The following is a 26,040-nucleotide window of genomic DNA, read 5'->3' as shown; positions in this document are numbered from 1 at the left end:
TCAAACGCGATTCCCCTGCTCTCGATCCGAGGGAGATCGAGTTGTTTGTCGTGACCATAACGCACCTACAAGCTGAATCGGCTCATATCCGCGAGCTTTTCCCGAATCCGCTAACATAGCGAAAACACTCCCCCAACCGAGGGCATCGCGAAAGCGAATGCTCCTGTCTGCATGCGCTGGCCTGTCGACTCATCACGGACTGCATCACATCATTAAGTATATTGATGCGATAAATCCCGATAAACTCTGCTCTCGACGGATCAAGGCAAAAATCCTGGGTTGCGCCCGCAAGCTCCCAGGGTGGATCGCCGCCCCCGCACCGTGTAAGACCGCGGCGCACGGATTTCTCGTCGTGCCCGGGCTCGTCGCGGGCACCGTCTGACGACCCCTGAACCGAACGAAGGCGTGGATGGCCGGGACGAGCCCGGCCGTGACGCGAATGGCAAATCATGCTCCGCTCCGCACTGCTCAACGTCATGGTGGCCGCCGCCCGCAAGGCCGGCCGCGCCCTCAAGCGCGACTTCGGCGAGGTCGAGCACCTGCAGGTCTCGCTGAAAGGCCCGGCGAACTTCGTCACCGCGGCCGACCGCAAGGCCGAGGAGACGCTGCGCGCCGAGCTGGAGAAGGCGCGCCCCGGCTACGGCTTCCTCGGCGAGGAGGGTGGCCTGCAGGAGGGCAGCGACCGCAGCCACACCTGGATCGTCGACCCGCTCGACGGCACCACCAACTTCCTGCACGGCATTCCGCAGTTCGCCATCTCGATCGCGCTCCAGCGCGAGGACACCATCGTGGCCGGGGTGATCTACAACCCGGCCAACGAGGAGCTGTTCATGGCGGAGCGCGGCAAGGGCGCCTTCCTCAACGACCAGCGCATCCGGGTCGCCGGCCGCCAGCGACTCGCCGACGCGGTGATCTCGTGCGGCCTGCCGCATCTCGGCCGCGGCGACCTCGCCCAGTTCCGCAAGGAGTTCGAACTGGTGCAGGAGAAGGTGGCGGGGCTGCGCCGCTTCGGCGCCGCCTCGCTCGACCTCGCCTGGGTCGCGGCCGGCCGCTTCGATGCCTTCTGGGAGCGCAACCTGTCGCCCTGGGACATGGCGGCCGGCATCCTGATGGTACGCGAGGCCGGCGGCTATGTCGGCGACTGCGACGGCGGCGACCAGATGCTCGGCCGGCGCAGCATCGTCTGCGGCAACGAGACGATGCACCGGGAGATTCTCTCCCTCCTCAAGGCCGCCAACCGGCCGTGAGCCGGCCGGTCCGGGTCGGGACGCGGTCCGCGGATAATCCCTCCGGAGCGGGGGACCGCTCCGTCGCGGCGCGTTAAATTCGCCGCGCGGCTGTGCCATATTGGGATCGAACCAAGCGGCGGAATCATCCATGGCCAAGCCCGAGCGCGAGATCGACCCCCTCAAGGTGTCATCGCCCCGCATCTATCTGTTTCGGATGCTGGTTTTCCTGGTGCTCGGGGCCCTGCTGGTGGTCGTCCTGCACCGCCAGATCTGGACCGCGTTCCTCGCCAATCCGGGCCTCAACGGGCTGATCGTCGGGGTCTTGCTGATTGGCGTCGTGCTGGCCTTCCGCCAGGTGGTGCGGCTGTTTCCCGAGGTCGCCTGGGTGAACGGGTTCCGGCTGGCCGATCCGGGCCTGCGGGTCGAGCGGCCGCCCTCGCTGCTCGCCCCGATGGCGGCGATCCTCGGCGACCGCATGGGCGCCATGGCGCTGTCTGCGCCGCTGCTGCGCTCGATCCTCGACTCGATCGCCATGCGGCTCGACGAGGCGCGCGACACCGCCCGCTACATGACCGGGCTTCTCGTCTTCCTCGGCCTGCTCGGCACCTTCTGGGGCCTGATCGAGACGATCGGCTCGGTCGGCCGGGTGATCGACGGGTTGCGGATCGGCGGCGACGCGGCCGCCATGCTGGACACCCTGAAGGAGGGCCTCGCGGCGCCGCTCGGCGGCATGGGCATCGCGTTCTCGTCGTCGCTGTTCGGCCTCGCCGGCTCGCTGGTGCTCGGCTTCCTCGACCTGCAGGCGAGCCAAGCGCAGAACCGCTTCTACACCGAGGTGGAGGACTGGCTGTCGACCTCGGTGCGCGAGCTCGGCGCCGGCGCCCCGGCGGCGGCTGCCGCGCCGGCCGTGATCGGCAACGAGATGCGGGCGGCGCTCGACCGGCTGCAGGACGCCATCGCCGAGGCGGGCGCCAACAAGGCGGCGACCCACGCGATGGCGAACCTCGCCGAGGGCATCCAGGGCCTCGTCCAACACATGCGCGAGGAGCAGCAGATCATCCGCGAATGGGTCGAGTCGCAGGCCGACCAGCAGGCCGAGGTGCAGCGCCTGCTCGAGGTCCTGGCCCGGCAGCACGCCGAGAAGACGTGACCGCCGGTGCCGGGCGGACCGGGGATGTGAGCCAGATGGGTCTCGTAACAGGCATCTCGATCGCGTCATGCCCGGGCTCGTCCCGGCCATCCACGCCCTTCCCCGTGGCGAGCCCGGACGTCGTGGATGCCCGGGACGAGCCCGGGCATGACGGCTCGGTGGTCGTGGCTCTCTGGAGGAGGACGCGCTGATGGCCCTGTCCCGCTTCCGACGCGACCGCGGGGTCGACTACTGGCCCGGCTTCGTCGACGCGCTCTCGACGCTGCTGCTCGGGGTGATCTTCCTGCTCACCGTGTTCGTGGTGGTGCAGTTCTTCCTGTCCCAGGAGGTCGCCGGCAAGGACACGGCGCTGCAGCGCCTCACCGCCCAGATCAGCCAGCTCACCGACCTCCTCTCGCTCGAGAAGACCGGCAAGACGAGCCTGGAGGAGGAGGTGGCGCGGCTCTCGGCCAGCCTCGCCACCGCCGAGGGCGAGCGCGACCGGCTGCGCGCCGGCGCCGCCGGTCCCGGAACGGCCGGCGAGCTCGGCGCCGCCCAGGGCCGCATCGCCGAGCTCGGCTCGGCGCTCGATTCGGAGAAGCGGGCGACCGCCCGGGCGCTCGCCCAGGTCGAGCTGCTCAACCAGCAGATCGGCGCGCTGCGCCGCCAGCTCGGCGCGCTCGAAAGCGCGCTCGACGCCTCCGACAAGAAGGACAAGGACGCCCAGTCGCGCATCGCCGATCTCGGCCAGCGCCTCAATGTCGCGCTGGCCCAGCGCGTCCAGGAGCTGTCGCGCTACCGCTCCGACTTCTTCGGCCGGCTGCGCGCCATCATCGGCAACCGGCCGGACGTGCGCATCGTCGGCGACCGCTTCGTGTTCCAGGCCGAGGTGTTCTTCGACACCGGCCAGGCGGCGCTGCGACCGGAGGGCCGCATCGAGCTCGACAAGCTCGCCGGCGCGCTGATCGAGCTGGAGAAGCAGATTCCGCCCGAGATCCCGTGGGTGCTGCGGGTCGACGGCCACACCGACATCCGGCCGATCGCGAGCCCTCAGTTCCCCAGCAACTGGGCCCTGTCGGCGTCCCGCGCCATCTCGGTCGTTCAGCACCTGATGGCCCGCGGCGTGCCGCCGCAGCGCCTCGTCGCCGCCGGCTTCGGCGAGTATCAGCCGCTCGACCCCGACCGCACCGAGGAGGCGTTCCAGCGCAACCGCCGGCTGGAGCTGAAGTTGACCGAGCGGTGAAGCCGGCCGTGACCGCCGGCCTGCAGTCGGCGCCATGCGTCCGGCGCGGACCGAAACCGCGAGTGCGGCCAGTAATGCCACCGGACGTAGGGGTATCCCGGAAGAGTCGATTCAGGACCGCGCTGCTATAAGGGCCGCATGACGACGACGAGCACGACCCCCGCGACGGCCGCCCCGCCGGTCGCCGCCGCCCCCGCCGCGGTGATCCGCCCCTACGAGCGTAACGACGAGGACGCCGTCATCGCGCTGTGGCAGCGGACCTGGCAGACCGCCTATCCGCGTCACGACTTCGCCGCCCGCGTCGCCTGGTGGCGCGAGCGCTGGCGCACCGAGCTGGTCCCGATGGCCTCCGTCGTGGTGGCCGAGGCTGTCGGCTCGGACCCTGGGGGCCGGGACGGCACGGGCGCCGGAGGTGTCGGGGGCGCCGAGATGCTCGGCTTCGTCACCATCGACGAGACCGGCTATCTCGACCAGATCGTGGTGGCGCCCGAGGCGTGGGGCACGCCGGTGGCGACGGCGCTGCTCGACGAGGCCAAGCGCGTCGCCCCGACCGGCATCGCCCTGCACGTCAACAAGGACAACTACCGGGCCATCCGGTTCTACGAGAAGCAGGGCTTCTCCATCGGCGGCGAGGACGTCAACCCGCTCTCCCAGTCGCCCGTCTTCATGATGGTGTGGCGGCCGTAGTCGTCGGCACAGGTCTGGCGCCGATCGCTCGGGGATAGCGGCGCCCTACCCCCGCGTCAGGCCGCGCCAGCGCAGCAGCAGGTAGACGATCAGCGAGGACAGGGCCGAGACGATCACGCCGGCCCAGAAGCCGGTGTCGCCGTCGGCGAAGGCCATGCCCCTCAGGTTCATGCCGAAGAAGCCGGCGACGAGCGTCGGCGGCAGGAACAGGATGGTGACGATCGAGAGGGCGCGCAGGTTGCGGTTGGTCTCCTCGACGAGCTGGCTCGACAGCTCGTCCTGCAGCATGCGGGCGCGGTCGCGCAGCGCGTCGATCTCCTGGTCGAGGCCGTCGAGGCGCTGGGACAGCCGCACCGCGTCGAGGCGCAGCGCCGGGGCGAGCTCCTCCGGCTCGATCGCCTCGAAGCGATGGAACAGCGCCCGCAGGCCTGCGAGCTGGCGATGCAGCCGCACCGTGGTGCGGCGGAACACGCCGAGCCGCTGGCGCTCGTTGGTGGTCTCCAGCTCCAGTATGCGCTCCTCGATGCGGTCCATGTCGAGCGCCAGCCCGTCGGCGAGCCGGTCGATCGCGTCGACCACGTGGTCGATCACCAGCTCGACGAGGGCGGCCGGCGACTCGACCCGGCGGCCGGCGCGCAGGAGCTGGCGCACCTCGTCGACGGCGTTGAGGGAGCGGCGCCGGGCGCTGACCAGCACCCGCTCGCGCATGGCGAAATGCAGAAGCCGCAGCTCCTCGGTGACGCCCTCGAACTCGCGGCCGAGATCGGCGATCACGCCATAGACGCAGTCGCCGTCGACCTGGAGCTGCTGGTGCGTGTCGGGGCCGAGCAGCGCCTCGACGGCCTCGTCGGGGAGGTCCGGAAAGGTGCGCAGGATGGCGCCGCAGCGGGTGTCGACCAGGTTGAAATGCAGCCACAGCCAGCCGTCGGCGACCGGGGCGATCGGCTGCGCGACGTCGAGCTCCTCGGCGCGGCCGTCGTCGAAGATGTGGAAGGCCCAGACCAGGGCGGGCAGCGGGGCGACCGCGAGGGCCGGAGTCGTGTTCAGCACGGCGGCTCTCCACGGCCGGCGTTATCCTCCCCGAACGCTCCCGTGACGCTGACGCCCGTGACGACGACGCCCGTGGAAACAACGCGAATCGGGGCGTGGCGATCCAAGGCCACGCCCCGGTCGGGAGGCGATCGGAAGGCTTACTGGGCGGCGTCCTTGGCGGCGCGCTCCTCGGCGGCCGACTCGGCGTCGTCGACGGTCTTGAGCGCGGCCGGATGCGGCATCGAGATGATGTTGTAGCCGGAGTCGACGAAGTGGATGTCGCCGGTGACGCCGGTCGACAGATCCGACAGCAGATAGAGGGCGGCGCCGCCGACCTCCTCGATCGAGACGGTCCGGCGTAGCGGCGCATGACGCTGCTGGTAGTTGAACATCAGCCGCGCGTCGGCGATGCCGGCACCGGCGAGCGTGCGCACCGGACCGGCCGAGATGGCGTTGACCCGGATGCCCTGCGGCCCGAAGTCGGCGGCGAGGTAGCGCACCGACGCCTCCAGCGCAGCCTTGGCGACGCCCATCACGTTGTAGTTCGGCATCACCCGGGTGGAGCCGCCATAGGTCAGCGTCACCATCGAGCCGCCATGCGTCATCAGCGCCGCGGCGCGCTTCGCCAGCTCGGTGAACGAGAAGCACGAGATCAGCATGGTGCGCGAGAAGTTGTCGCGCGTCGTGTCGGCGTAGCGGCCCTTCAGCTCGTTCTTGTCGGAGAACGCGATGGCGTGGACCAGGAAGTCGATGCCGCCCCAGGTCTCGGCGAGCTTGTCGAACACGCCGTCGACCGAGCGCAGATCCTCGACGTCGCACGGCAGCACGAGGCTCGATCCGACCGACTCGGCGAGCGGCTTGACCCGCTTGCCGAGCGCCTCGCCCTGATACGTGAAGGCGAGCTGGGCGCCGTGGGCGGCGAGCCCCTTGGCGATGCCCCAGGCGATCGAGTGGTTGTTGGCGACGCCCATCACCAGGCCGCGGCGGCCGAGCATCAGCCCGCTCTTGGTGGCGCCCTGCTCGGTCGTCATGACGAACGGCCTGCGCGGCGGGAACCGCACCACGGCGTGCTCGGAGGCATTGCCGCCGGGCGTCTTGCTGTCGCTGGACATCGTGTCGCCGCCTCCCCGCGCACGGCTCGACCCTCCGCCCGTCCGGCCAGTCCGGCGGTCGCATCCCGGGTCGATACGTATGGACGTGCTCGCCGGATCTGTATGTCGGGCGTGCTACAGTGTCGTGACGACCGCCGGGCCGACACGGGGACCTGTGGATTCATAGCCGACACGGCGTGACCTCTCGTCCGGCGCGACCGGCGCCGCTCAGGCGTCCACGTGCTTGAACACGAGCGAAGCGTTGGTGCCGCCGAACCCGAACGAGTTGGACAGCACGCAGCCGAGCGTCGCGCCGTCACGGCGCTCGCGCACGATCGGCAGGTCGGCGAACACCGGGTCGAGCGTCTGGATGTTGGCGCTCTCGCAAACGAAGCCGTTGTTCATCATCAGGAGCGAGTAGATCGCCTCCTGGACGCCGGCTGCGCCGAGCGAATGGCCCGACAGCGACTTGGTCGCCGAGATCGCCGGGATCTTGTCGCCGAACACCTCGCGGATCGCCTCGATCTCCTTGATGTCGCCGATCGGCGTCGAGGTGGCGTGCGGGTTGATGTAGTCGACCGGCAGCTTCACGGTCGACAGCGCCATGCGCATGCAGCGTGCCGCGCCCTCGCCCGACGGGGCCACCATGTCGTGGCCGTCCGAGGTGGCGCCGTAGCCGGCGAGCTCGGCGTAGATCTTGGCGCCGCGCGCCTTGGCGTGCTCGAGCTCCTCCAGCACCAGCACCCCGGCGCCGCCGGCGATGACGAAGCCGTCACGGTCGACGTCGTAGGCGCGCGAGGCGGTGGTCGGCGTGTCGTTGTACTTGGACGACATCGCCCCCATGGCGTCGAACAGCACCGACAGGGTCCAGTCGAGCTCCTCGCAGCCGCCGGCGAAGATCACGTCCTGCTTGCCGTACTGGATGGTCTCGGCGGCGTTGCCGATGCAGTGGCTGGAGGTCGCGCAGGCCGACGAGATCGAATAGTTGACGCCCTTGATCTTGAACCAAGTGGCGAGCGTCGCCGAGGCGGTCGATGACATCGCCTTCGGCACCGCGAACGGCCCGACCCGCTTCGGCCCCTTCGACCGGGTGATATCGGCGGCATCCACGATGGTGCGGGCGGACGGACCGCCGGAGCCCATGATGATGCCGGTGCGCTCGTTGGAGACCTCGGTCTCGGCGAGGCCGGAATCCCGGATCGCCTGCTCCATCGCGACGTGGTTCCACGCCGCGCCGCTCCCCAGGAACCGCATGGCGCGGCGGTCGACCGACTCCTCGGGATCGAGGGTCGGTGCGCCGTGCACCTGGCAGCGGAAGCCGAGCTCGGCATACTTGTCGGCGCGCGAAATACCGGACTTGGCCTCGCGCAGGCTCGCCAACACCTCCTGGGTGTTGTTCCCGATGGACGACACGATGCCCATCCCGGTGACGACGACGCGTCTCATGATTCCGATTCCTGACTGGCCGGCGGGCCGCAGGCCCGCGGCGGTGCCGGGCTATGCCGGACCGGGCTGCGGCGCCTGCTCCCGGAACAAGCCCACCTTGAGATCCATTGCGCGATAAATGACCGAGCCGTCCGCCGACAGCCAGCCGTCGGCCACCCCGAGCACCAGCCGGGAGCGGACGACCCGCTTGATGTCGACGCCGTAGACGACCTTGCGGACGGTCGGAAGAACCTGACCGGAGAACTTCAGCTCGCCGAGCCCGAGCGCCCGCCCCTTGCCCTCCGCCCCGAGCCAACCGAGGAAGAAGCCGAGGAGCTGCCACAGCGCATCCAGGCCGAGGCAGCCCGGCATCACCGGGTCCCCCTTGAAATGACAGGGGAAGAACCACAGGTCCGGCTTCACCTCGAGCTCGGCGCGCACCAAGCCTTTGCCGTGGTCGCCGCCCTGCTCGCCGATCTCGGCGATGCGGTCGAACATCAGCATCGGCGGCAGCGGGAGCTGCGGTCCTTCGGAGAACATTTCGCCCCGGCCACAAGCGAGAAGGTCTTCGTACTCGAAGCTCGACCGACGATTGTGCATTCCGTGAGTTCCCCGCGACCACCGACCCACCGGATCGGCCGCACTTCCCTAACACACGCGACCGGACGGTCAAACCGCTCGCCGACAGCCCCGCGCACTGAAATTCACCGTCTCCGGCGTACGCGGAATTGCGATGCATTTGCAAGAAGGTTGCAACAGGAAACCCACCCCGGTATGATGCGTACTCAACAGGTCACATGCCGGGCCAGGCACGCGAGTTCAGTCACGATGCAGAGGAATTCTTCGGCCCCGAACGCCGGTCTCGGATCCGCCAAGTCAGGAGACACGGGGGCGTTCTTCGCCCAACGTCCCGAACTCAACGGGTGCCCCTGGCACGACGTGAAGAGCCTGCTCCGCGGCGTCGGCCTGCGGCCGACCTTGCAGCGGATGGCGCTCGGCTGGATCCTGTTCGGCAAGGGCCACCGCCACCTCACCGCCGAGATGCTCTACGAGGAGGCGTCGCGGGCGCGCGTGCCGGTGTCGCTCGCCACCGTCTACAACACCCTGCACCAGTTCACCGATGTCGGCCTGCTGCGCCAGGTCGCGGTCGACGGCTCGAAGACCTATTTCGACACCAATGTCTCCGAGCACCACCACTTCTTCCTCGAGGACAAGAACGCGCTCGTCGACATCCCGACGGTCGAGACCGAGATCGGCACCCTGCCGGCGCTGCCCGAGGGCTACGAGGTCGGCCGCGTCGACGTGGTGGTCCGCCTCAAGCAGAAGGGCAAGTGAGCCCACCGTAGCGCAGGGCGTCCTGCAGACGACGTTCGAACGGCCGGGGCTCCCCCGGCCGTTTTTCGTTTGCAGGCGCCGTCTCGCGACTCCCGCGGGACCGATATGGCCGGCCCGCCTCGCGAGCCTTGCGGACGGGGTCGAGCAGTCCGATCGAGTCTCCGATCGAGTCAATGTCCGGAGGGGCGCCCCCGCCACGACCGGCGGCGCCCCGCCATGGCCGGCGAGCGCGACGGAGCGGCCCGATTTTCCGATCCCGGTCATGGCGCGCCCTGCCGCGTCGGCAGAAAATCGCTGCCGTGCGGACCGTGCATGCTCGCGCGATGTCCCTCAGTGAGCACGCCCTCGGGCGTGGTGCGGTCCTGTTCATGTCGCCACCTGCGATTTGCAGGCGAACTCACAGGAACACTCCAATGCCTATCGAAGCCCATTACAGCAAGCCGAAGCTCGCCGTCATGGCCGCGGTGTTCGGGCTGTTTCCGATTCTGGGGATCGCGGCCCTGGCAATGGAAATCTACTTGCGGACGATTGGCGAGGAGACCGGCCCGATCGACTATGAGCTTTTCCTCTTCGTTCCGATTCTGCTGCTCCTGACACCGCTCGTCGTCCGCTACATCCGGCGCATCTTCGACAATGCCGCGGTGCTGTCGATCGACGATTCGGGCCTCTACGACCGCCGGTGGCTCGACCGCCCGATCCCGTGGGACAAGATCACCTGGAGCGGGGTGTCGCGGATCGGCGTCCAATCGTCGATCTGGCTCAAGCTGGCGGTCCCGGTGAGCGACTTCACGGCCGGCGGATCCAAGCGGATGCTCGCCAGTCTCGGCGCCTTCACCGGCGTGCTGGTGCTCAACTGCACGGACCTCGACGTCCGCGCCGAGGAGATCCAGGCCTGCATCGAAGGGCACCTGCCGCCGAAGCCGACGCCTTGAGGGTTTTCTCGCGGCTGCGGCCTGGTCAGTCCACCTTCTCGTTCGGATAGACGCCCCACAGCCGCTCCTGGGCGATCCAGCCGTCGAACTTGTCGCCGACGAAGCGGCACCAGCTGCCGTCGCAGCGCTTGACGGTGCCGACCACGCCGGGCTCGAGCCGTGCCGTCACCGGGCTTCCCGCATCCGCGTCGGATCTCACCGGCACGAGCTCGTCGTTGCCCTTGGCGCGCGCCACGAAGGCGGTGCGCTTGCCCGACAGGAGCGAGTGGTAGACCCAGCCCTCGGCGCCCTCCCAGTCGCGGATGCGGCGCCAGTTCTCGTACTCGGCCGTGATCTCCACGGGCAGGCCGGAGCGGGTGTAGACCCAGGTGACGTCGTGGTCCTTGGTCGGGCCGGCCCGGACATTGACGCGGTCGGGCTTGAGGCTGACGAAGCGCGGCACCGGCAGCCCGGAGACCGAGCCGGTCGGCAGATCGGTAGCGCCGGCGGGGGCGCGGCCCATCGCCGCGACTACCGCGACGGCGGCGAGCACGCGCAGCGCCCGCGCCACGACGCGACGCGGCGAATCGCGGTCGATTGCATGATTTGCACCCTGTCGGAGCGCGCCGGACGAAGCCCGGACAGGGGATGTGTGGAGCCGGTTCTGGCGCATTGTGTTATCCCGGCCATCTGGTACAGAAGAGCCGGCAGGGTCCTTCTCGACGTGCCTCCGAGTGCGGAATTCCAATGTCCGCGATGAGGGTTAAAGAGGACTGAAAGACCACGGCCGCCCGTTTCGGGCGATCTGCATGCGGTGGGGCGAACGACATGCCGAATCGGAAGAAACCCGTCGTGGTGGTGACGCGGAAGCTGCCCGACAGCGTCGAGACCCGCATGCGGGAGCTGTTCGACACGCGTCTCAACATCGACGATACGCCGATGACGTCGGCCGCCCTCGCCGAGGCCATGCAGGAGGCCGACGTGCTGGTCCCGACCGTGACGGACCGCATCGACGCGCACGCCCTCGGCCATGCCGGCGAGCGGCTGAAGCTGATCGCGAATTTCGGTAATGGTGTCGACAATATCGATGTCGGCGCCGCGCTCCAGCGCGGCATCACCGTGACCAACACGCCGGGGGTCCTCACCGAGGACACGGCCGACATGGCGATGGCGCTGATCCTCGCGGTGCCGCGGCGGCTGACCGAGGGCGCCGCCCTGATGATCGGCGACAAGGCGTGGACCGGCTGGACGCCGACCTGGATGCTCGGCCACCGCATTTCCGGCAAGCGCCTCGGCATCATCGGCATGGGCCGCATCGGCCAGGCGGTGGCGCGCCGCGCCCGCTCCTTCGGGGTGCAGATCCACTACCACAATCGCCGCCGGGTGCCGGTCAAGATCGAGGAGTCCCTGGAGGCGACGTGGTGGGAGAGCCTCGACCAGATGCTCGCCCGCATGGACATCATCTCGGTCAACTGCCCGCACACGCCGGCGACCTATCACCTCTTGTCGGCGCGCCGCCTGAAGATGCTCCAGAAGGGCGCCTACATCGTCAACACGGCACGCGGCGAGATCATCGACGAGAACGCGCTCGCCCGCATGATCGAGAGCGGCGAGATCGCCGGTGCCGGGCTCGACGTGTTCGAGCACGAGCCGGCCGTCAACCCGAAGCTGATGCGCCTCGCCCGCAACGGCAAGGTCGTGCTGCTGCCCCATCTCGGCTCGGCCACGATCGAGGGCCGGGTCGACATGGGCACCAAGGTGATCATCAACATCCAGACCTTCATGGACGGCCATCGGCCGCCCGACCGGGTGCTGCCCTCGATGCTGTGAGGCGGCCGTCCGTTATCGGCCGTCCGTCATCCCATCGCGGCACTCACCCGAGACTGATCATGCCCGCGCTCGTCGCGGGCATTCGTGTTCTTGGAGCCGGTCGAGAGCAAGCTCGTGGAAGGCCGGGACAAGTCCGGCCATGAGGTCGCTCGCAGCCACTATTTCCGCTCGGCTCGTTCGCGTGAAAAATTCCGGCGCACCGCATCGGTGGCACTCTGCACGGCGCCGCCGACGATGATGGCCAGGAAGGTCGCGAGGTGGGACATCTTCATGGTGTCGCTCCGGAAGAGATGTGTTCAGAGCAGCGTCGATCGTGATGATCCGGACTCGGCTTCCGCTCGTCCCCGCGAAGGCGCGGATCCGGGGGCGACACGGAACGCGGCCCCTGGATGCCCGCCTGCGCGGGCATGAGCGGTGTGCGGGTCGACGTCGGGCCGACCCGCGCTAGCGCGCGCCGCCCGAGATCAGCTTGACGAACTCGAGGATGGCGAGCCCGGCGAGCCCGCTGCCGATGATCGCGAGCGGCACCACGGCGGCGCGCGTGATCTCGGTGCCGGCCCCGAAGATCGTCGAGAACACCAGCGTGACGAAGATGACGCCGAGCATGACCCAGATCAGCACGTTCATGCGCTCGGTGTAGCTGCTGTTGTCGGTGCGACGCAGCGCTACGTCGATGGCGGCAGTCCGGTATCGCGTCATGTTCGGCATCGTGATCTCGTCGGCTCGGGGGACGGCGATCCGGAACGACCGCTCGTTCGGGCGACGGACGCCGTTGTCTCCGTCGCCTGCCGCGATCGGCCCTTGTCCGTGACACCTCGGATCCTCGTGGGATCGGACGTTCCACGGCGCGCCGTCGCGGCCTCATCTCGTTCCGTACCTGTCTGAACGAGACGTATGGTGATCCGTTCCGCCGCTCATCGGGAGATTCGCACTCGCGTGTGCGATTGCCGACGTGACCGACACCCGCATGTCCTGATCAGCTCCGCGTGTCACGATGGGCTTACATCACGCGGCGTAAATCGAATCGATGAAACTCGGATGGACGAGCCACGGGCCGAGCTCTATCGGCCGGCCGACCGTACCGGCGACGTGACGCCACCTCGTCAATCCTGATCACGACGTTCGATCGCACCATCGTGTGGCGCGGCGCGCGGAACTTCGGTCTGTCCGACGATCTTCTAACCTGGCGACCGGACCGTGGATGCACCCGTCCGCGGCAATCCCGGATCGAGGACCCGACCGACGAGATGACGAACGCTCCACCCACCGCGGGGCCGACAATGCCGGACCGCGCGGACGCACCCGGCGGCCGCTCGCGGTCGTCCGGCCTGTTGCGCTGGAGCGTCGCGGCGCTGGTCGCCGTGCTGCTGCTCGACGCGAGCCGGTCGCTGGTCGCGCATCTCGGCTGGAGCACGCCGGCTTCGATGTGGCAGCCCGACCCGTCCGACTACGCCGACATCGCCTGGCCGCCCGCGGCCGCCGTTCCGCCCGCCGCCTCGCGCGGCGAGCGCGTGTATCTCGAGAACTGCGCGATCTGTCACGGCCCGCAGGGGCGCGGCAACGGCGCCGCGGCGCCCTCGATGAGCCCGCGACCGCGCGACCTCGCAGGCGATGCCTTCAAGTACAAGTCGACGGTCGCCGGCGCGCCGCCGACCCGCGACGATCTTCGCAAGGTGATCGCCGACGGCCTCGACGCGAGCGCCATGCCGGGCTTCGCCGACGTCCTCTCGGCGCAGGACATCGACGCCGTCCTCGATCATCTCGTCACGCTCGGCACCCGGACGACGACCGACGCGACGTCGCGCGTCGCGGTGCCGACGCGCCCGCGCGTCACGGCGGACGCGATCGCCCGCGGCGCGCGGGTCTATGCCGCAGAGGGCTGCGGCGACTGCCACGGCGCCGATCTGCGCGGCGGCGCGCCGCAGCCCGACGCCTCCGGGCACGAGGTCGTCGCCCGCGACCTCACGGCGCCGTGGACGTTTCGCGGCGGCGCCACGCCGGCCGACGTGTTCCTGCGGCTGACGACCGGCATGGCGCCGTCGCCGATGCCGTCCTACGCGCATCTCACAGAGGGCGATCGCTGGGCGCTGGTCGCCTTTCTGGAGGCGCGCGCGAGACCGGCACCGGGCGAGCCGGGGGCGGTCCTCGCCGGTCCCGGACAGTCCGCCGATCCGCTGGTGCGCGGTCGTTATCTGGTGCGGGCCGGCATGTGCGGCCTCTGCCACACCGAGGTGAGCGCCGGGGGCATCTATCGCGACGCGCGTTATCTCGCCGGCGGCATCCGCATCGGCGCACATCCGCAGGGCGTGTTCGTCAGCCGCAACCTGACGCCCGACGACGAGACGGGCCTCGGTCGCTGGAGCGAGGCGGAGATCGCCCGCGCCATCCGCGACGGCCGCACGGAGGCGCGGCTCCTCAACGTCTGGAGCATGCCGTGGATCTTCCTGCACGGCCTGTCCGACACCGACGCGCTCGCCATCGCACGTTATCTGAAGACATTGCCGCCGGTTCACAACGCCGTGCCGCAGCCGCTCCATTACGGCACGCTGGAGACCGCGCTCGCGATGCTGCTCGACGGCGACGTGTGGCTCGGCCGGCCGGCCACCATCACGTATGTGAGCGGCAACTACGCCAACCGCGCCGGGCCCGATCTCGCCCGCCTGCAGAGCGGCCTCGTGACGCTGCAGCTCGTCGTGATCGCGGCGTGGCTCGCGCTGCTGGCGAGCCGGATTCCGCGCTCGATGTGGCTACCGCTCGGGCGGCGGAGCTGGCGCGCCGTCGCCGGCGGCACGGCCGTGCTGGCGATCTACGCCACGCCGCTGCTCGGCGTGCTGCCCGCCGATTTCCTCTCGCGCGAGGCGCTGCGCGAGGTGCCGCGCCCCGACACGGCGGAGCTCACGCCGGAACGCGCCGCGCTGGTCGACCGCGGCCGCTATCTGTTCGTCAACGCCTCCTGCGTGTTCTGCCACGGACCCGACGGCGCCGGCGGGCTCAAGCTCTCCGGCCCGCCCGGCACGCTCTACACGGCCAACATTTCGTCCGATCGCGACGCCGGCCTCGGCGCCTGGAGCGACGGCGAGATCGCGCGCGCGATCAGGAGCGGCGTCGGCCGCACCGGCCGGCCGCTCTATTGGCAGGCGATGCCGTGGGACCACTTCTCCAATCTCGACGAGGAGGACGTGACGTCGCTCGTCGCCTATCTGCGCCGGCTGCCGCCGGTGACGAGGCGGGTGCCGGCCTATCGCCCGCCCTCGGGTGACGAATGCGCCGTCTACACGGTGTGGACGGAACCAAACCGGTCCCCCGGCTGTCGATGAAGCAACCACTCACCCCCGACCGGAACCCCCGACCTGGAGCCACCCCCGTGACCATCACCGAGCTGCGTGACGCACCGCCGCCGCCCTCGCCGGCCGCGAGCCCGCACCCGAAGCTGTGCTTCGAGCGCGACGGCCACGACTGGCCGAACCGTCCGACCAGCCGCTTCGTCACGGCGGGCGGCCTCGGCTGGCACGTCCAGGAGGCCGGCCGCGGCCCGGTGCTGCTGCTGCTCCACGGCACCGGCTCGGCGACGCATTCGTGGCGCGACCTGCTGCCGCTGCTCGCCGACCACTACACCGTGGTGGCGCCCGATCTGCCGGGGCACGGTTTCACCCAGACACCGCCGTCCGGCCGGCTGTCGCTCGACGGCATGGCCGAGGATCTCGCGGCGCTCCTGCAGACGCTCGGCCGCGCCCCGGCGATCGTCGCCGGCCATTCGGCGGGCGCCGCCGTGCTGGCGCGCCTGTGCCTCGACGACCGCATCGCGCCGCTCGCCCTCGTCGGCCTCAACGCCGCGATGCTGCCGATCGGCGGCCTCGCCGGCCGGCTGATGACGCCGCTCGCCCGCATGCTCGCATCGAGCGACCGGGTGCCGCGCCTGTTCGCCCGCTTCGCCGCCAGCGACCGCTTCGTCGAGAAGATGATCACCGACACCGGCTCGGTCCCCGATCCGGCCGGCATCACCTATTATGGGCGGCTCACCCGCAATCCCGGACACGTCGCCGCGGCGGTGCGGATGATGGCGAACTGGCGGCTGCCGCCGCTCGCCCGCGAGCTGCCGAACCTGAAGCCCCGCCTGGTGCTGGTCTGCGGCGGCAATGACAAGACCATTGCCCCGAAGGACGCCGGCCGGGTCCACGCCATGGTGCCTGGATCCACCGTGATCACGCTGCCCGGGCTCGGCCACCTCGCCCACGAGGAGAACCCGCACGAGACGGCGGCGATCCTGGTGCGGATCGGGCGCGAGGTCGGCGTGCTGCCGCGCATCCACGCCGTCCCCTCCGGAATGCGACAAGTGGAGGATGCGCCGCCGCTCGCTGCGGAGTAGAGTCGGGCGTCACGCGAACCCGGAGCCTGCCGGTGCGTTGATCCCGGCCGGCGGGAGCCGGACCGCCGTGACGCAACCGAGGAGGTGGGCCATGGGTCGCGTGGAAGAGGCGTTCCTGAGCGGGCAGCAGCGCCCGCCGGGAACGGACGGGTCCGCCAATACCGCGCCGACCGCCGCGGCGGCGGCGTTCGACCGCGGCGTCGTCTGGGCGCGCGACGTGTTCCTGCCCGCCGTCGAGCGGGCGAACGGCGAGCTCGGCGCCCACGGGGTCCAGTTCCGGGTCGACACCAATCTCGATCCGCGCTCGACCAACCACGCCCATGTGGACGTCTGGATCGCCCCGACCGGCGAGCAGAGCGGCGGCACGCCGCACGGCCTGCGCCACTCGATCAACGTCAAGGACGGGCGCGAGGTCTGGCTCTACCGGCACGGCGACGCCGGCCAGCTCCTCGGCACCATCGACGAGATGACCACCGAGGCCTGCGAGACGCTGCTCGCCCGCGCCGCCGGGGATTATGCCCGGACCGTGGGGTGACGCTCCGCAGCAGCGGGTCAGGTCACGATACGCGTATGCCCGCTCCTCCCCCCGAAGGCGGGGACCAGGGGCGACACGGCATGGTCGCCCTGGAGTCGCGCTTGCGCGGGAATGAGCGGAGTTCAGGGCGACGTCGGTGCGACCGATCCCTCACCGCTCCGCCAGCGCCAGCTTGGCGCCGAGCGCGACGAACGCCGCCGCGAAAGCGCGGCGCATCCAGGAGAGCACGGCGGGTCGCGTGATCACGTGGGTGCGCACCGCCGCCGCCGCGACGCCGTAGACGACGAACACGGCGAAGGTCATCAGCATGAACACGGCGGACAGCTCCAGCATGCGCTGGAGCGGCGCCGCCTCGCCGGCCGCCACGAACTGCGGCAGGAAGGCGAGGAAGAACAGCGACAGCTTCGGATTGAGGATGTTGACCAGCACGGCCGTCACCACGATGTCGCGGCGCGACCGGGTCTTCGGCGTTTCCTCCGTCTCGACTCGCAGCGCGCCGTGCTCGCGCAGCGTTTGCCACGCCATCACGAGCAGATAGGCGACGCCGAGCCACTTCACGATCTGGAAGAGCAGCGCGCTGGTGTGCAGCACGGCCGCGAGCCCGAGCACGGCGGCGAGCATATGGGGCACGATGCCGAGCGTGCAACCGAAGGCCGCCGCGACGCTGGCGCCGCGTCCGCGCGAGAGACCTGCCGCGAGCGTGTAGAGCACGCCGGTGCCGGGCGAGGCGACGACGATCAGCGACGTGATCAGGAACTCGGCCGAAAGCTGCATCGACGACCTCGTGAAAGGAGTCCGATCTCGTGAAAGGAGTCCGATCGTGGCGCTCCCCTCTACCGTGCCACGGTCGAAACGGCCACCCGATTTCCGCGTGTGTCCGGCGCGCGGCGCAGCTTACCGAAGTTTCACGCAACGACGCGGCGGCGCGGTCGTTGACCGGTCGATGGTTTCGCAATCGAACGGGAGGTTTGCATGATCTCGACCAAGATGAAGCTCGCATCGGGCGCGCTGGCGCTCTGCTCGGCGCTGGTGCTCGCCGCCCCGCAGGCCGAGGCGCAGCGCTGGCGCGGCCAGGGCTGGCACGGCGGCGGCTGGCACGGCGGCGGCTGGGGCCACCGCCACGGCGGCTGGGGCCGCGGCGCCGCGGCCGGCATCGCCGGCTTCGCCACCGGTGCGATCGTCGGCGGCGCTCTCGCCTCGCAGCCGAACTATTACGGCGGCTACGCGGCGGCGCCGGGCTACGGCGGCGGCAATGCCGACGCGGTGGCCTATTGCCAGCAGCGGTTCAGGTCCTACGACCCGGCCTCGGGCACCTATCTCGGCTACGACGGCAATCGTCACGCCTGCCCGTGACGACGTTCGTGAGGGGCGACCCCGCGCGGACCGAAGCACCTTCCCCCGGCCTGACACGAACGCCCCGGCGCCCCCGCCGGGGCGTTTCGTCGTGTCCGGACATGACCGCCCCGCTCGCGACGGCCGGAACACCGCCCCGCCCTTCCGGTTGACCCGAGCGCCGCCGCCTCCCCCGAGGTGTTACAGGCGGCGTCCCGCCCAAGACCAAGACATTCAATCAGGAGCCAAGCATGCGTCTCACCCTCACCGCCGCGGCGGCGGCGGCCGCTGTCTTCGTGGTCGCCGCTCCGGCCGACGCCCGCTTCTTCGACCCCGCCGTGAAAGGCGCCGAGCCGCTGGCCGAGCAGGTGGCCTGCCGCACCGTGCGTCAGCGCGTCGTCCGCCCGGGGGGCCGCGTGATCTACTCGACCAAGCGGATCTGCTCGCCGGGTCCGGGGCCGCGCATGGGCATGGGCGGCTGCCGCACCGTGCGCGAGCGCGTCGTCCGCCCGAACGGCAGCGTCGTCTACCGCAGCATCCGCCGCTGCGGCTGACCGCACGCCCCCGGCCGGTCGTGACGATCGGCCGAACGACGGCCGGCTTGCCGGCGGCGGGGCGCGGGGGCTATGAACGCCGCTCCGGCGTTCCCCCGCGCCTTCCGCTTCCGGACCTTCCCGATGCTCGATCGCCGTCTGTTTCTCGGCGCCGCCGGCGCCGCGCTCGTTCCCGCCTTCTCCGGTCCCGCGCTCGCGCAAGCGGACTGGCCGGCCCGCCCCGTCACCGTCGTGGTGCCCTATCCGCCGGCCGGCTCGGTCGATCTCGTCGCCCGCGCCATCGGCGAGCCGATGACGCGCGCACTCGGCCAACCGGTGGTGGTGGAGAATCGCGGCGGCAGCGGCGGCTCGGTGGCCGCCCAGGCGGTCGCGCTCGCCGAGCCCGACGCCTATCGGCTGGTGCTCGGCACCCAGCAGACCCACGGCACCAACGAGGCGATCTATCCGTCGCTTCCCTATCGGGCGATCGACAGCTTCGTGCCGATCTGCCAGGTCTGCACGGTGCCGCACGCGCTGGTGGTCAAGAAGACCCTGCCGGTCACGACCGCGACCGAGCTGGTCGCGCTCCTCAAGCGCGAGCCCGGCAAGCTGAACTACGGCTCGACCGGCATCGGCTCGTCGTCGCATCTCGCCTGCGAGCTGTTCAAGATCAAGGCCGGCGTCGAGGCCCAGCACGTGCCCTATCGGGGCGGCGGCCCGCTCGCCCAGGATCTGATGGCCGGCGTCGTCGACTTCGGCTTCATCGCGATCGCCAACATCCGCGGCCAGCTCGAAGGCGGGCTGGTGCGGGCGCTCGCCATCGCCTCGTCGCGCCGCGTGCCGCTCTTGCCCGACATCCCGACGCTCGCCGAGGCCGGCGTGCCGGACGTCGACGCCGACGCCTGGTTCGCCTACTTCGCCCCGGCCAAGACGCCGGCCGATCGCGTCGCCAAGCTCGCCGCCGCCATCGAGGGCGCGCTCACGGCCGACGCGGTGCGCGAGACCTTCGATCGCAACGCCGTCGTCGCCCGCTTCCGCCCGACCGCCGAGATGCCCGACTTCGTCGCTGCCGAGGTGAAGAAGTGGGCCGAGGTGGTGCGGCTCGCCAATCTGGTCGAGGCAAAGTGATCCGAAGAGGTTAAGTGATCAGGACGAGGTGACGTCGTGGTTCCCTCCCCCCTTGTGGGGGAGGGAGCGGACCGTGCCGGTCCGCGCGACCTGATGATGGCGTGCAGGAGGCGCCTGTCTCTCCGGGACAAGACGCTGCGCTACTCCTCGCTCGCCGGATAGACGCCGCGCAGCACCGCGTCGAAGTGGGCCTTCACCGACTCGTTGCACAGGCAGGCGCGTGCCTTCAGGGCCTCGCGGTCGCGCACCACCACGGCGCCGCGCCGCGTCTCCAGAATCCGGTCGGCCCGGAAGCCCTGCATGACGCGGCTGGTGTAGCTGCGGCCCACCCCCAGCATGGTGGCGAGCTGCTCGTGGGTGAGCGGCACGACGTGATCGCCGGTGCGGTCCATGGCCGAGAGGATCCACTTGGCGGCGCGCTGCTCGATCGAGTGGATGGCGTTGCAGGCGGTCGACTGGAACACCTGGGCGAGCAAACAGTCGGCATAACGGGCGAAGAGGTAACGCAGCGTCGGCGACTGCGCCTTGGCTGCCTCCAGCTGGGTGACCCGCAGCCGCACGAACGGGCCGCCATACTTCACCACGATGCGGCAATAGGCCGGCAGATGGCCGAACGAGACGATGCCGCCGACCGCGCCTTCGCGGCCGACCAGGATGGTCTCGACGTCGCGGCCGTCCTCGCTGCCGACCAGATAGGAGACGAGACTCGGCCCGCAGGGAAAGTGCACGGTCTCGACATTGTCGCCGGGATTGTAGAGGAGCTGGTTGGCGTCCTGCGGGTTCGACTCGAGCCACGGGGCGAGCAGCGCGTAGTCGGCCTCGCGCAACGTCTGCAGCAGGTTGTTGTCGGGCCGCGCCGCGGCCGCGCCGATGATCTTGCTCATGTGTCGGATGGATGACGCTGGTTGAGATCGGAGGACACGTCGTCGGTGCGTTCCTCTAGCGCATCGCATGATCCCGATATGTTCACAAGTGCACCGACCCGGCGAAGACGACGGTGGTAACGTGGTTTCACGGATCCGGTGATCACGCTCCCTGTGAGGGATCGGCGGACGCCCCACACGACGGCGACGGGAGTTGGCGCAGCGCCGACAGGAACGCCGCGACGTGCGTGCCCGACCGCCGCGGACCGGCGGCTTCTGCCCGACAACCGGACCGACGATGCAAACCGACGCCGGCGCGAGCGTGGACCTGACGAATTGCGACCGCGAGCCGATCCATCTGCTCGGCGCCGTGCAGCCGTTCGGCTTTCTGATCGCCGTCGCGGCCGACGACTGGATCGTCACGCATGTCTCGGCCAACGCCGCCGCGTGGCTCGGCCGCGACGGCGACGATCTGATCGGCCGCCCGCTCGACGCTCTCGTCGAGGCCGAGGCGCTGCACAGCCTGCGCGGTCTCCTGCAGGGCGTCGCCGGCGATCTGGTCGCTCGCGGCTTCGGGCTGCGCCTCGGTCCCGGCCTCGTCTGCGACGTCGCTGCCCACATCGTCGCGGCGGACCGGGACACGAACGGCGCGCGAGACACCGTGGTGCGCGACATCGTGGTGCGCGACACCGTGGTCATCGAGTGCGAGCCGACCACGGGCGAGAGCGACACGGCGGCGTCGGCGCTCGTGCGCGACATGATCACGCGGCTGCGCCGCACCGACGATCGTCGCAGCTTCTTCCGCACGGCGGCGCGCGAGCTGCGGGCGCTGACCGGCTTCGATCGCGTGATGGTCTATCGCTTCGACGACGACGGCTCCGGCGAGGTGGTCGGCGAGGCGGTCGATCCCGGTCGCGGCACGTTTCTCGGCCTGCATTATCCGGCCTCCGACATCCCGCGCCAGGCGCGCCGCCTCTACACCCGCAACGTGCTGCGCCTGATCGCCGACATCGACGCCCGGCCCGTGCCGGTCGTGTCCGCGAGCGCGGACGACCCGACGCTCGACCTGTCGATGAGCATGCTGCGCAGCGTCTCGTCGATCCATGTCGAGTATCTGCGCAACATGGGCGTTCGCGCCTCGATGTCGGTCTCGATCCTGCGTGACGGAAAGCTGTGGGGCCTGTTCGCCTGCCATCACTACGCCCCGCACCGGGTCGCGTTCGGCCGGCGCAGCGCCGCCGAATTGTTCGCCCAGGTGTTCGCGCTGGCGCTGGAGAATCGCGAGCGCGCCGTCGAGGCGGCCTTCGAGGCGCGCGCCCAGGCACTGCACCAGCGTCTGGTCGGCACCATGGCGCGGGAGTCGACGCGCTTCGAGAGCGTCGTCGCCCATCTCGACGAGATGGCGGATCTGCTCGCCTGCGACGGCGTGGGCGTGTGGACGGGCGGGCGCGCCACGCTGAAGGGGCTGACCCCGACCGCGGAGGAGTTTTCCGACCTGGTGGCCCATATCGACGCCCAGGCGTTCGACCGCGTGCACGCCCGCTACGACATCGGCGCCGACCATCCGCCGGCCCGCGCCTTCGCCGAGCGCGCCGCCGGCATGCTGGTGGTGCCCCTGTCGCGCCCGGCGCGCGACTATCTGATCTTCTTCCGCCGCGAGATCGCCCGCACCGTCACCTGGGCCGGCGACCCGAACGCGCCGAAGGTTTTCGGACCGAACGGCGACCGGCTGACCCCACGCAAGAGCTTCGACCTGTGGAAGGAGACCGTCACGGGCCAGTCGCTGCCCTGGCTGCCGGTCGAGTGCCGCATCGCCGAGCAGCTCCGCGTCAGCCTGCTCGAGGTGATCCTGCAGCTCTCCGACCTCACCGAGGAGGAGCGCCGGCGCGCCGTCGCGCGGCAGGATCTGCTGATCGCCGAGCTCAACCACCGCATCCGCAACATCCTCGGCCTGATCCGTGGCGTGATCACCCAGAGCCGCGACTCGGCGACCACCATCGAGACCTTCACCGAGGTGGTGGGCGGCCGCATCCAGGCGCTGGCCCGCGCGCACGACCAGATCACGGCCGACCAGTGGGGGCCGGCGTCGCTGCGCAGCCTCGTCGCCGCCGAAGCCGCGGCCTATCTGGGCGGCAAGGGCGAGCGGGTGCGCATCGTCGGACCCGAGGTGCTGATCGAGCCGGAGGCGTTCACGACCATCGCGCTCGTCCTCCACGAGATGATCACGAACTCGGCCAAGTACGGCGCGCTGAGCGATTCGCGTGGCCGCGTCGACGTCGCGGTCGGCTTCCGGCCCGACGGCGCGCTGGCGCTGCGCTGGCGCGAGAGCGGCGGGCCGCGGGTCGCCCCGCCGACGCGGCGCGGCTTCGGCTCGACCGTGATCGAGCGCTCGATCCGCCACGACCTCAAGGGCGAGGCGATGGTCGACTACGCGCCGACCGGGCTCGTGGCCCGCTTCGTCGTTCCGGGCGGCTATGTCCGCCCCGCGCCGGGCGGCGGCTTCGTCGACGAGCGCGCCGTCGCGGCGGCACCGCCGCCCGGCCGGGTGCCCCAGGACGTGCTGCTCGTCGAGGACACGATGATCATCGCGCTCGACGCCGAGGACATGCTGCGCCGGCTCGGCGCGAACGCCGTGCGCACCGCCGCCTCGGTCGCCGACGCGCTCGCCACGGTCGAGACGAGGCCGCCCGACTTCGCCCTGCTCGACGTCAATCTCGGGGCCGAGACGAGCTTTTCGATCGCGACGCGGCTACGGGCGCTCGGCGTGCCGTTCGCCTTCGCCACCGGCTACGGCGAGCACGCCGCCTTCCCGCCCGAGTTCGCCGAGACGCCGCGGCTGCGAAAGCCGTACACGGCCGAGACCCTGCGGATGCTGCTCGAGCCCTTCGCGCCGGACGAGCGTCGCGACGCCGGCGACGACATCCACACGAACGACGCGTCGCCCGACGGGGCGGATGCCTGAACGCGTGCCCTGGATTAAGATACCGCGACGATTCCACGACGGCGGGTGCGCGATGATGAAGGCGAGCGTGATGGCGACGGGGCTGGTCCTCGCCGCCGCGGTGACGACGGCAGGCCTCGTGACGGGCGGCACGGCCGTAGCCGACGTGCGGCATTCCGAGGTGCCGGAGAGCCTGCGCGGCACCTGGATTCCGGCGACCGGGAGCTGCCCGGCGCCGACCGGCAGCGGCTTCGTGCTGACGGCGCGCAGCTACGCGAAGGGCGGCGAGACCTGCTCGGTCGAGTGGGTCGAGGAGCGCGCCGCGACGCCCGGCACCATGTACTCGGTGCACATGCGCTGCGGCACGACGGCCGCCTCGGAGACCAACGTCATGGTCTGGCTGAAAGGGCCCGACACCGCAGCCACCGGCACCGACTTCCGCGATCTCGCCGACGCCCGGATCTGCCGCTGATCGCGCTCCGGGGCGTCGCACGCGGGCGTGCCGCACGCCGCCGTCAGGCGATGGCGAGCACCAGGCCGACGCCGGCCACGCAGGCGCCGGCGACCCGCGCCATGCCGAAACCGGCCCGCACCTCGGCGATCCGGCCGAGCGCGACGCCGAGCCCGATGCCAGCCGCGTGCAGCAGCACGGTCGCGGTCACGAAGCCGAGCCCGTAGGCGAGCGGGCTCGCCGCCGCCGGCATCTCGGCGCCGTGGGCATAGCCGTGGACGAGGCCGAAGGCGCCGACCAGCAGGGCGGCCGGGGCGAGGGGCAGCCGCACGGCGAGCGCCACCAGGAGCCCGAGGACGATCACCGAGGCCGTGATGGCCGGCTCGACGGCCGGCAGCGGCACGCCGGTGGCGCCGAGCACGGCGCCGACCACCAGCACCGCGACGAAGGCCGCCGGCACGGCGAGCAGCGCGGCGCCGCCCAACGTCGCCGACCACAGGCCGACCGCCAGCATGGCGGCGAGGTGGTCGATGCCGAACAGCGGGTGCAGGAAGCCGTCGGCGAAGCCGTGGGCATGTGAGGCCTGCCCGACATGCGCCGACGCGGCCGAGGCGGTCACGAGGACGAGCCCGGCGGCGAGCGTCGCGGCCCGACCGACGGTGCGAGGGCGGACAGCGCGGACGGGCGTCGCGGCGCGGGCATGCGGCAGCATCGATGATCTCCTGGCATCGGGGTCGAGCGAAGCCACCGTGGCAAGTACCGTGCCGCGCTCGATCGTGCCAGACTACCGAGTCCGGATACCGGCGCCAACCGCCCTGCACCGCTGCACCGCTGCACCGCGCCGGCGAGACGGCTAGCCGGTCGGACTTGCGGGCGGCTCACCCGCCGGCGAGCAGCGCCCGGCGCATCTCGCCGGGCGTGCGCCCGTAGCGGCGCTTGAACTGCGCCGCGAACAGCGAGGGGGTGGCGAAGCCGCTGGTGAAGGCGACCTCCTTCAGGCGCAGCGTCGCCGCGGCGGGATCGCCGAGGAGCTGCAGGCTGCGGGCGAGCCGCGCCTCCAGCACGTCGTCGCACACCGTGGTGCCGGCCGCCCGGAACAGGCCGTGCAGGCAGCGCACCGATACGCCCATGCGTTGCGCCAAGAGGGCCGGGCCGAGCTCCGGCTCGGCCAGCGAGGCGGCGATGATCTCGCGGCAGCGCCGCATCATCGCGGCCTGCCGATCGCCGAGGCCGGACGGCGCGGCCGTCCCCTCCGCGAGCAGCACCGCGATGCTCGCCAGCGCGAGCTGCAGCGGGCCGGACGCGGCCGTGGCGCCGCCGTCGTCGCACGGTGCGCCGGTGCGTGCCGCCTGGGCGAGCTCGACCATCAGGTCGCGCGACACCTTGCCGACGAGGCCGCGGGTCGACACGGCGCGACAGACGTGATCGTGCGGACGCCGCACGAAGGATTGCAGGAGCGACGCCGGCGCCGTGAGATTGATCACCTCGGCCGGATCGTCGTGGCGGATCACGTAAGGCTCGGAGGCCGCGAACAGCGTCGCCATGCCGTCGGTCAGCACGCAGCTGCGGCCGCGCTGCTCGAACGACACCCGGCCGCGGTTCACCAGGGCGACCACGAACACCTCGTCGCGCGCCTGCGCGGCATGGCGGCGGGTGCGCACCCCGATCTCGTTGTCGCTCGCCACCTCGACGAGCCGGATCGGCCCGTCGCCGAGCGTGACGATGCGGCCGGCGAAGCGGTCGGGACGGCGGATCGCGAGATCCGCCTCGCCGAAATGCCAGGCGATGGCGTCCTGCCAGAGCCGCTGCTTCTCGGCGGGGGCGAGCCCCGGATCGACCCGGACCATGCGCGTCTCCCTGGACGTGTCGATCTCGTCGCTTTTGCGCGATCCTACGGGGGGCGCCCGGCGACCGCAACACGCGGCCGGCCGGCGCCGGGCGACCTGTCGGCCGAGCGCACGATCTCTGTCGCGTCAGCG

The 26,040-nt window shown here is 70.8% G+C and carries 24 protein-coding genes and 1 pseudogene; 15 read left to right on the top strand and 10 right to left on the bottom strand.

The window, feature by feature from the left end; all coding sequences use genetic code 11:
* Nucleotides 1-449 precede the first annotated feature (449 nt).
* From ABTU92_RS09200 to ABTU92_RS09185, 4 genes are all read left to right on the top strand, one after another.
* Entirely contained in the window at nt 450-1,247 is a 798-nt protein-coding gene (locus ABTU92_RS09200) for an inositol monophosphatase family protein (RefSeq protein WP_408089821.1), read from the top strand.
* A 130-nt stretch (nt 1,248-1,377) separates the two neighbouring features.
* Nucleotides 1,378-2,379 (top strand): flagellar motor protein MotA, encoded by a 1,002-nt coding sequence (locus ABTU92_RS09195; protein ID WP_408089819.1) that lies wholly within the window; start codon nt 1,378-1,380, stop codon nt 2,377-2,379.
* 190 nt (nt 2,380-2,569) lie between these two features.
* The gene (locus tag ABTU92_RS09190; protein WP_408089817.1) at nt 2,570-3,601 is read left to right on the top strand and encodes a peptidoglycan -binding protein; all 1,032 of its coding nucleotides are present in this window, start codon (nt 2,570-2,572) and stop codon (nt 3,599-3,601) included.
* A gap of 138 nt (nt 3,602-3,739) precedes the next feature.
* On the top strand, nt 3,740-4,288 hold the full coding sequence (locus ABTU92_RS09185) for a GNAT family N-acetyltransferase (RefSeq protein WP_408089815.1): 549 nt from the start codon (nt 3,740-3,742) through the stop codon (nt 4,286-4,288).
* A gap of 45 nt (nt 4,289-4,333) precedes the next feature.
* Here ABTU92_RS09185 and ABTU92_RS09180 read toward each other — a convergent pair whose 3' ends face one another.
* The 4 genes from ABTU92_RS09180 to fabA form a co-directional block, all read right to left on the bottom strand.
* The gene (locus ABTU92_RS09180; protein ID WP_408089813.1) at nt 4,334-5,338 is read right to left on the bottom strand and encodes a transporter; all 1,005 of its coding nucleotides are present in this window, start codon (nt 5,336-5,338) and stop codon (nt 4,334-4,336) included.
* A gap of 140 nt (nt 5,339-5,478) precedes the next feature.
* The gene (fabI, locus tag ABTU92_RS09175) at nt 5,479-6,315 is read right to left on the bottom strand and encodes an enoyl-ACP reductase FabI (protein WP_408089835.1); all 837 of its coding nucleotides are present in this window, start codon (nt 6,313-6,315) and stop codon (nt 5,479-5,481) included.
* Nucleotides 6,316-6,639: 324 nt separating this feature from the next.
* Complete coding sequence (gene fabB, locus ABTU92_RS09170; protein WP_408089811.1) at nt 6,640-7,857, bottom strand: beta-ketoacyl-ACP synthase I; 1,218 nt, start codon at nt 7,855-7,857, stop codon at nt 6,640-6,642.
* 51 nt (nt 7,858-7,908) lie between these two features.
* Nucleotides 7,909-8,436 (bottom strand): 3-hydroxyacyl-[acyl-carrier-protein] dehydratase FabA, encoded by a 528-nt coding sequence (gene fabA / locus ABTU92_RS09165; protein ID WP_408089809.1) that lies wholly within the window; start codon nt 8,434-8,436, stop codon nt 7,909-7,911.
* 309 nt (nt 8,437-8,745) lie between these two features.
* On the opposite strand from fabA, the pseudogene irr reads away from it, so the two are divergent.
* Together irr and ABTU92_RS09155 are read left to right on the top strand one after the other, a co-directional pair.
* Nucleotides 8,746-9,171, top strand: a pseudogene (gene irr / locus ABTU92_RS09160) (Fur family transcriptional regulator Irr); the annotation flags it as partial.
* 413 nt (nt 9,172-9,584) lie between these two features.
* Complete coding sequence (locus ABTU92_RS09155) at nt 9,585-10,103, top strand: hypothetical protein (RefSeq protein ID WP_408089807.1); 519 nt, start codon at nt 9,585-9,587, stop codon at nt 10,101-10,103.
* 25 nt (nt 10,104-10,128) lie between these two features.
* Here the strand turns inward: ABTU92_RS09155 and ABTU92_RS09150 are convergent, their stop codons facing one another.
* Entirely contained in the window at nt 10,129-10,605 is a 477-nt protein-coding gene (locus ABTU92_RS09150; protein WP_408089833.1) for an SH3 domain-containing protein, read from the bottom strand.
* Nucleotides 10,606-10,910: 305 nt separating this feature from the next.
* Here ABTU92_RS09150 and ABTU92_RS09145 point away from each other — a divergent pair, with 305 nt between their 5' ends.
* On the top strand, nt 10,911-11,912 hold the full coding sequence (locus ABTU92_RS09145) for a 2-hydroxyacid dehydrogenase (protein WP_408089805.1): 1,002 nt from the start codon (nt 10,911-10,913) through the stop codon (nt 11,910-11,912).
* Nucleotides 11,913-12,356: 444 nt separating this feature from the next.
* Here ABTU92_RS09145 and ABTU92_RS09140 read toward each other — a convergent pair whose 3' ends face one another.
* Nucleotides 12,357-12,620, bottom strand: coding sequence for a hypothetical protein (locus ABTU92_RS09140; protein WP_408089803.1), 264 nt, complete (start codon nt 12,618-12,620; stop codon nt 12,357-12,359).
* A 572-nt stretch (nt 12,621-13,192) separates the two neighbouring features.
* Here ABTU92_RS09140 and ABTU92_RS09135 point away from each other — a divergent pair.
* From ABTU92_RS09135 to ABTU92_RS09125, 3 genes are all read left to right on the top strand, one after another.
* Nucleotides 13,193-15,229: a c-type cytochrome gene (locus tag ABTU92_RS09135; protein ID WP_408089801.1), complete on the top strand. Its 2,037-nt coding sequence runs from the start codon at nt 13,193-13,195 to the stop codon at nt 15,227-15,229.
* 53 nt (nt 15,230-15,282) lie between these two features.
* Nucleotides 15,283-16,278: an alpha/beta fold hydrolase BchO gene (gene bchO, locus ABTU92_RS09130; RefSeq protein ID WP_408089831.1), complete on the top strand. Its 996-nt coding sequence runs from the start codon at nt 15,283-15,285 to the stop codon at nt 16,276-16,278.
* 91 nt (nt 16,279-16,369) lie between these two features.
* Nucleotides 16,370-16,813 carry a hypothetical protein gene (locus tag ABTU92_RS09125; protein ID WP_408089799.1) on the top strand — a complete coding sequence of 148 codons (444 nt, stop codon included), beginning with the start codon at nt 16,370-16,372 and terminating at the stop codon, nt 16,811-16,813.
* A gap of 150 nt (nt 16,814-16,963) precedes the next feature.
* Here the strand turns inward: ABTU92_RS09125 and ABTU92_RS09120 are convergent, their stop codons facing one another.
* Nucleotides 16,964-17,587: a LysE family translocator gene (locus ABTU92_RS09120; RefSeq protein WP_408089797.1), complete on the bottom strand. Its 624-nt coding sequence runs from the start codon at nt 17,585-17,587 to the stop codon at nt 16,964-16,966.
* A 198-nt stretch (nt 17,588-17,785) separates the two neighbouring features.
* On the opposite strand from ABTU92_RS09120, the gene ABTU92_RS09115 reads away from it, so the two are divergent.
* The 3 genes from ABTU92_RS09115 to ABTU92_RS09105 all read left to right on the top strand — a co-directional run bounded on the left by ABTU92_RS09115 (nt 17,786) and on the right by ABTU92_RS09105 (nt 19,806).
* On the top strand, nt 17,786-18,166 hold the full coding sequence (locus ABTU92_RS09115; RefSeq protein ID WP_408089795.1) for a BA14K family protein: 381 nt from the start codon (nt 17,786-17,788) through the stop codon (nt 18,164-18,166).
* Between the two features lie 230 nt (nt 18,167-18,396).
* Nucleotides 18,397-18,699 carry a hypothetical protein gene (locus ABTU92_RS09110; RefSeq protein ID WP_408089793.1) on the top strand — a complete coding sequence of 101 codons (303 nt, stop codon included), beginning with the start codon at nt 18,397-18,399 and terminating at the stop codon, nt 18,697-18,699.
* A gap of 123 nt (nt 18,700-18,822) precedes the next feature.
* On the top strand, nt 18,823-19,806 hold the full coding sequence (locus tag ABTU92_RS09105) for a Bug family tripartite tricarboxylate transporter substrate binding protein (RefSeq protein ID WP_408089791.1): 984 nt from the start codon (nt 18,823-18,825) through the stop codon (nt 19,804-19,806).
* 140 nt (nt 19,807-19,946) lie between these two features.
* Here ABTU92_RS09105 and ABTU92_RS09100 read toward each other — a convergent pair whose 3' ends face one another.
* Nucleotides 19,947-20,690, bottom strand: coding sequence for a Crp/Fnr family transcriptional regulator (locus ABTU92_RS09100; protein ID WP_408089789.1), 744 nt, complete (start codon nt 20,688-20,690; stop codon nt 19,947-19,949).
* A gap of 277 nt (nt 20,691-20,967) precedes the next feature.
* On the opposite strand from ABTU92_RS09100, the gene ABTU92_RS09095 reads away from it, so the two are divergent.
* Together ABTU92_RS09095 and ABTU92_RS09090 are read left to right on the top strand one after the other, a co-directional pair.
* The gene (locus ABTU92_RS09095) at nt 20,968-23,631 is read left to right on the top strand and encodes an HWE histidine kinase domain-containing protein (RefSeq protein WP_408089787.1); all 2,664 of its coding nucleotides are present in this window, start codon (nt 20,968-20,970) and stop codon (nt 23,629-23,631) included.
* A 52-nt stretch (nt 23,632-23,683) separates the two neighbouring features.
* Nucleotides 23,684-24,082 (top strand): hypothetical protein, encoded by a 399-nt coding sequence (locus ABTU92_RS09090; protein ID WP_408089785.1) that lies wholly within the window; start codon nt 23,684-23,686, stop codon nt 24,080-24,082.
* A 43-nt stretch (nt 24,083-24,125) separates the two neighbouring features.
* Here the strand turns inward: ABTU92_RS09090 and ABTU92_RS09085 are convergent, their stop codons facing one another.
* Entirely contained in the window at nt 24,126-24,773 is a 648-nt protein-coding gene (locus ABTU92_RS09085) for a HupE/UreJ family protein (protein WP_408089783.1), read from the bottom strand.
* Between the two features lie 166 nt (nt 24,774-24,939).
* On the bottom strand, nt 24,940-25,908 hold the full coding sequence (locus tag ABTU92_RS09080; protein WP_408089781.1) for a helix-turn-helix domain-containing protein: 969 nt from the start codon (nt 25,906-25,908) through the stop codon (nt 24,940-24,942).
* Nucleotides 25,909-26,040: the final 132 nt, after the last annotated feature.

Source organism: Rhodoplanes sp. SY1, assembly GCF_046000175.1.
Lineage (GTDB): Bacteria > Pseudomonadota > Alphaproteobacteria > Rhizobiales > Xanthobacteraceae > Rhodoplanes.
The sequence above is the reverse complement of the archived record's forward strand: the minus strand, read 5'-3'. Positions and strand labels throughout refer to the sequence as shown.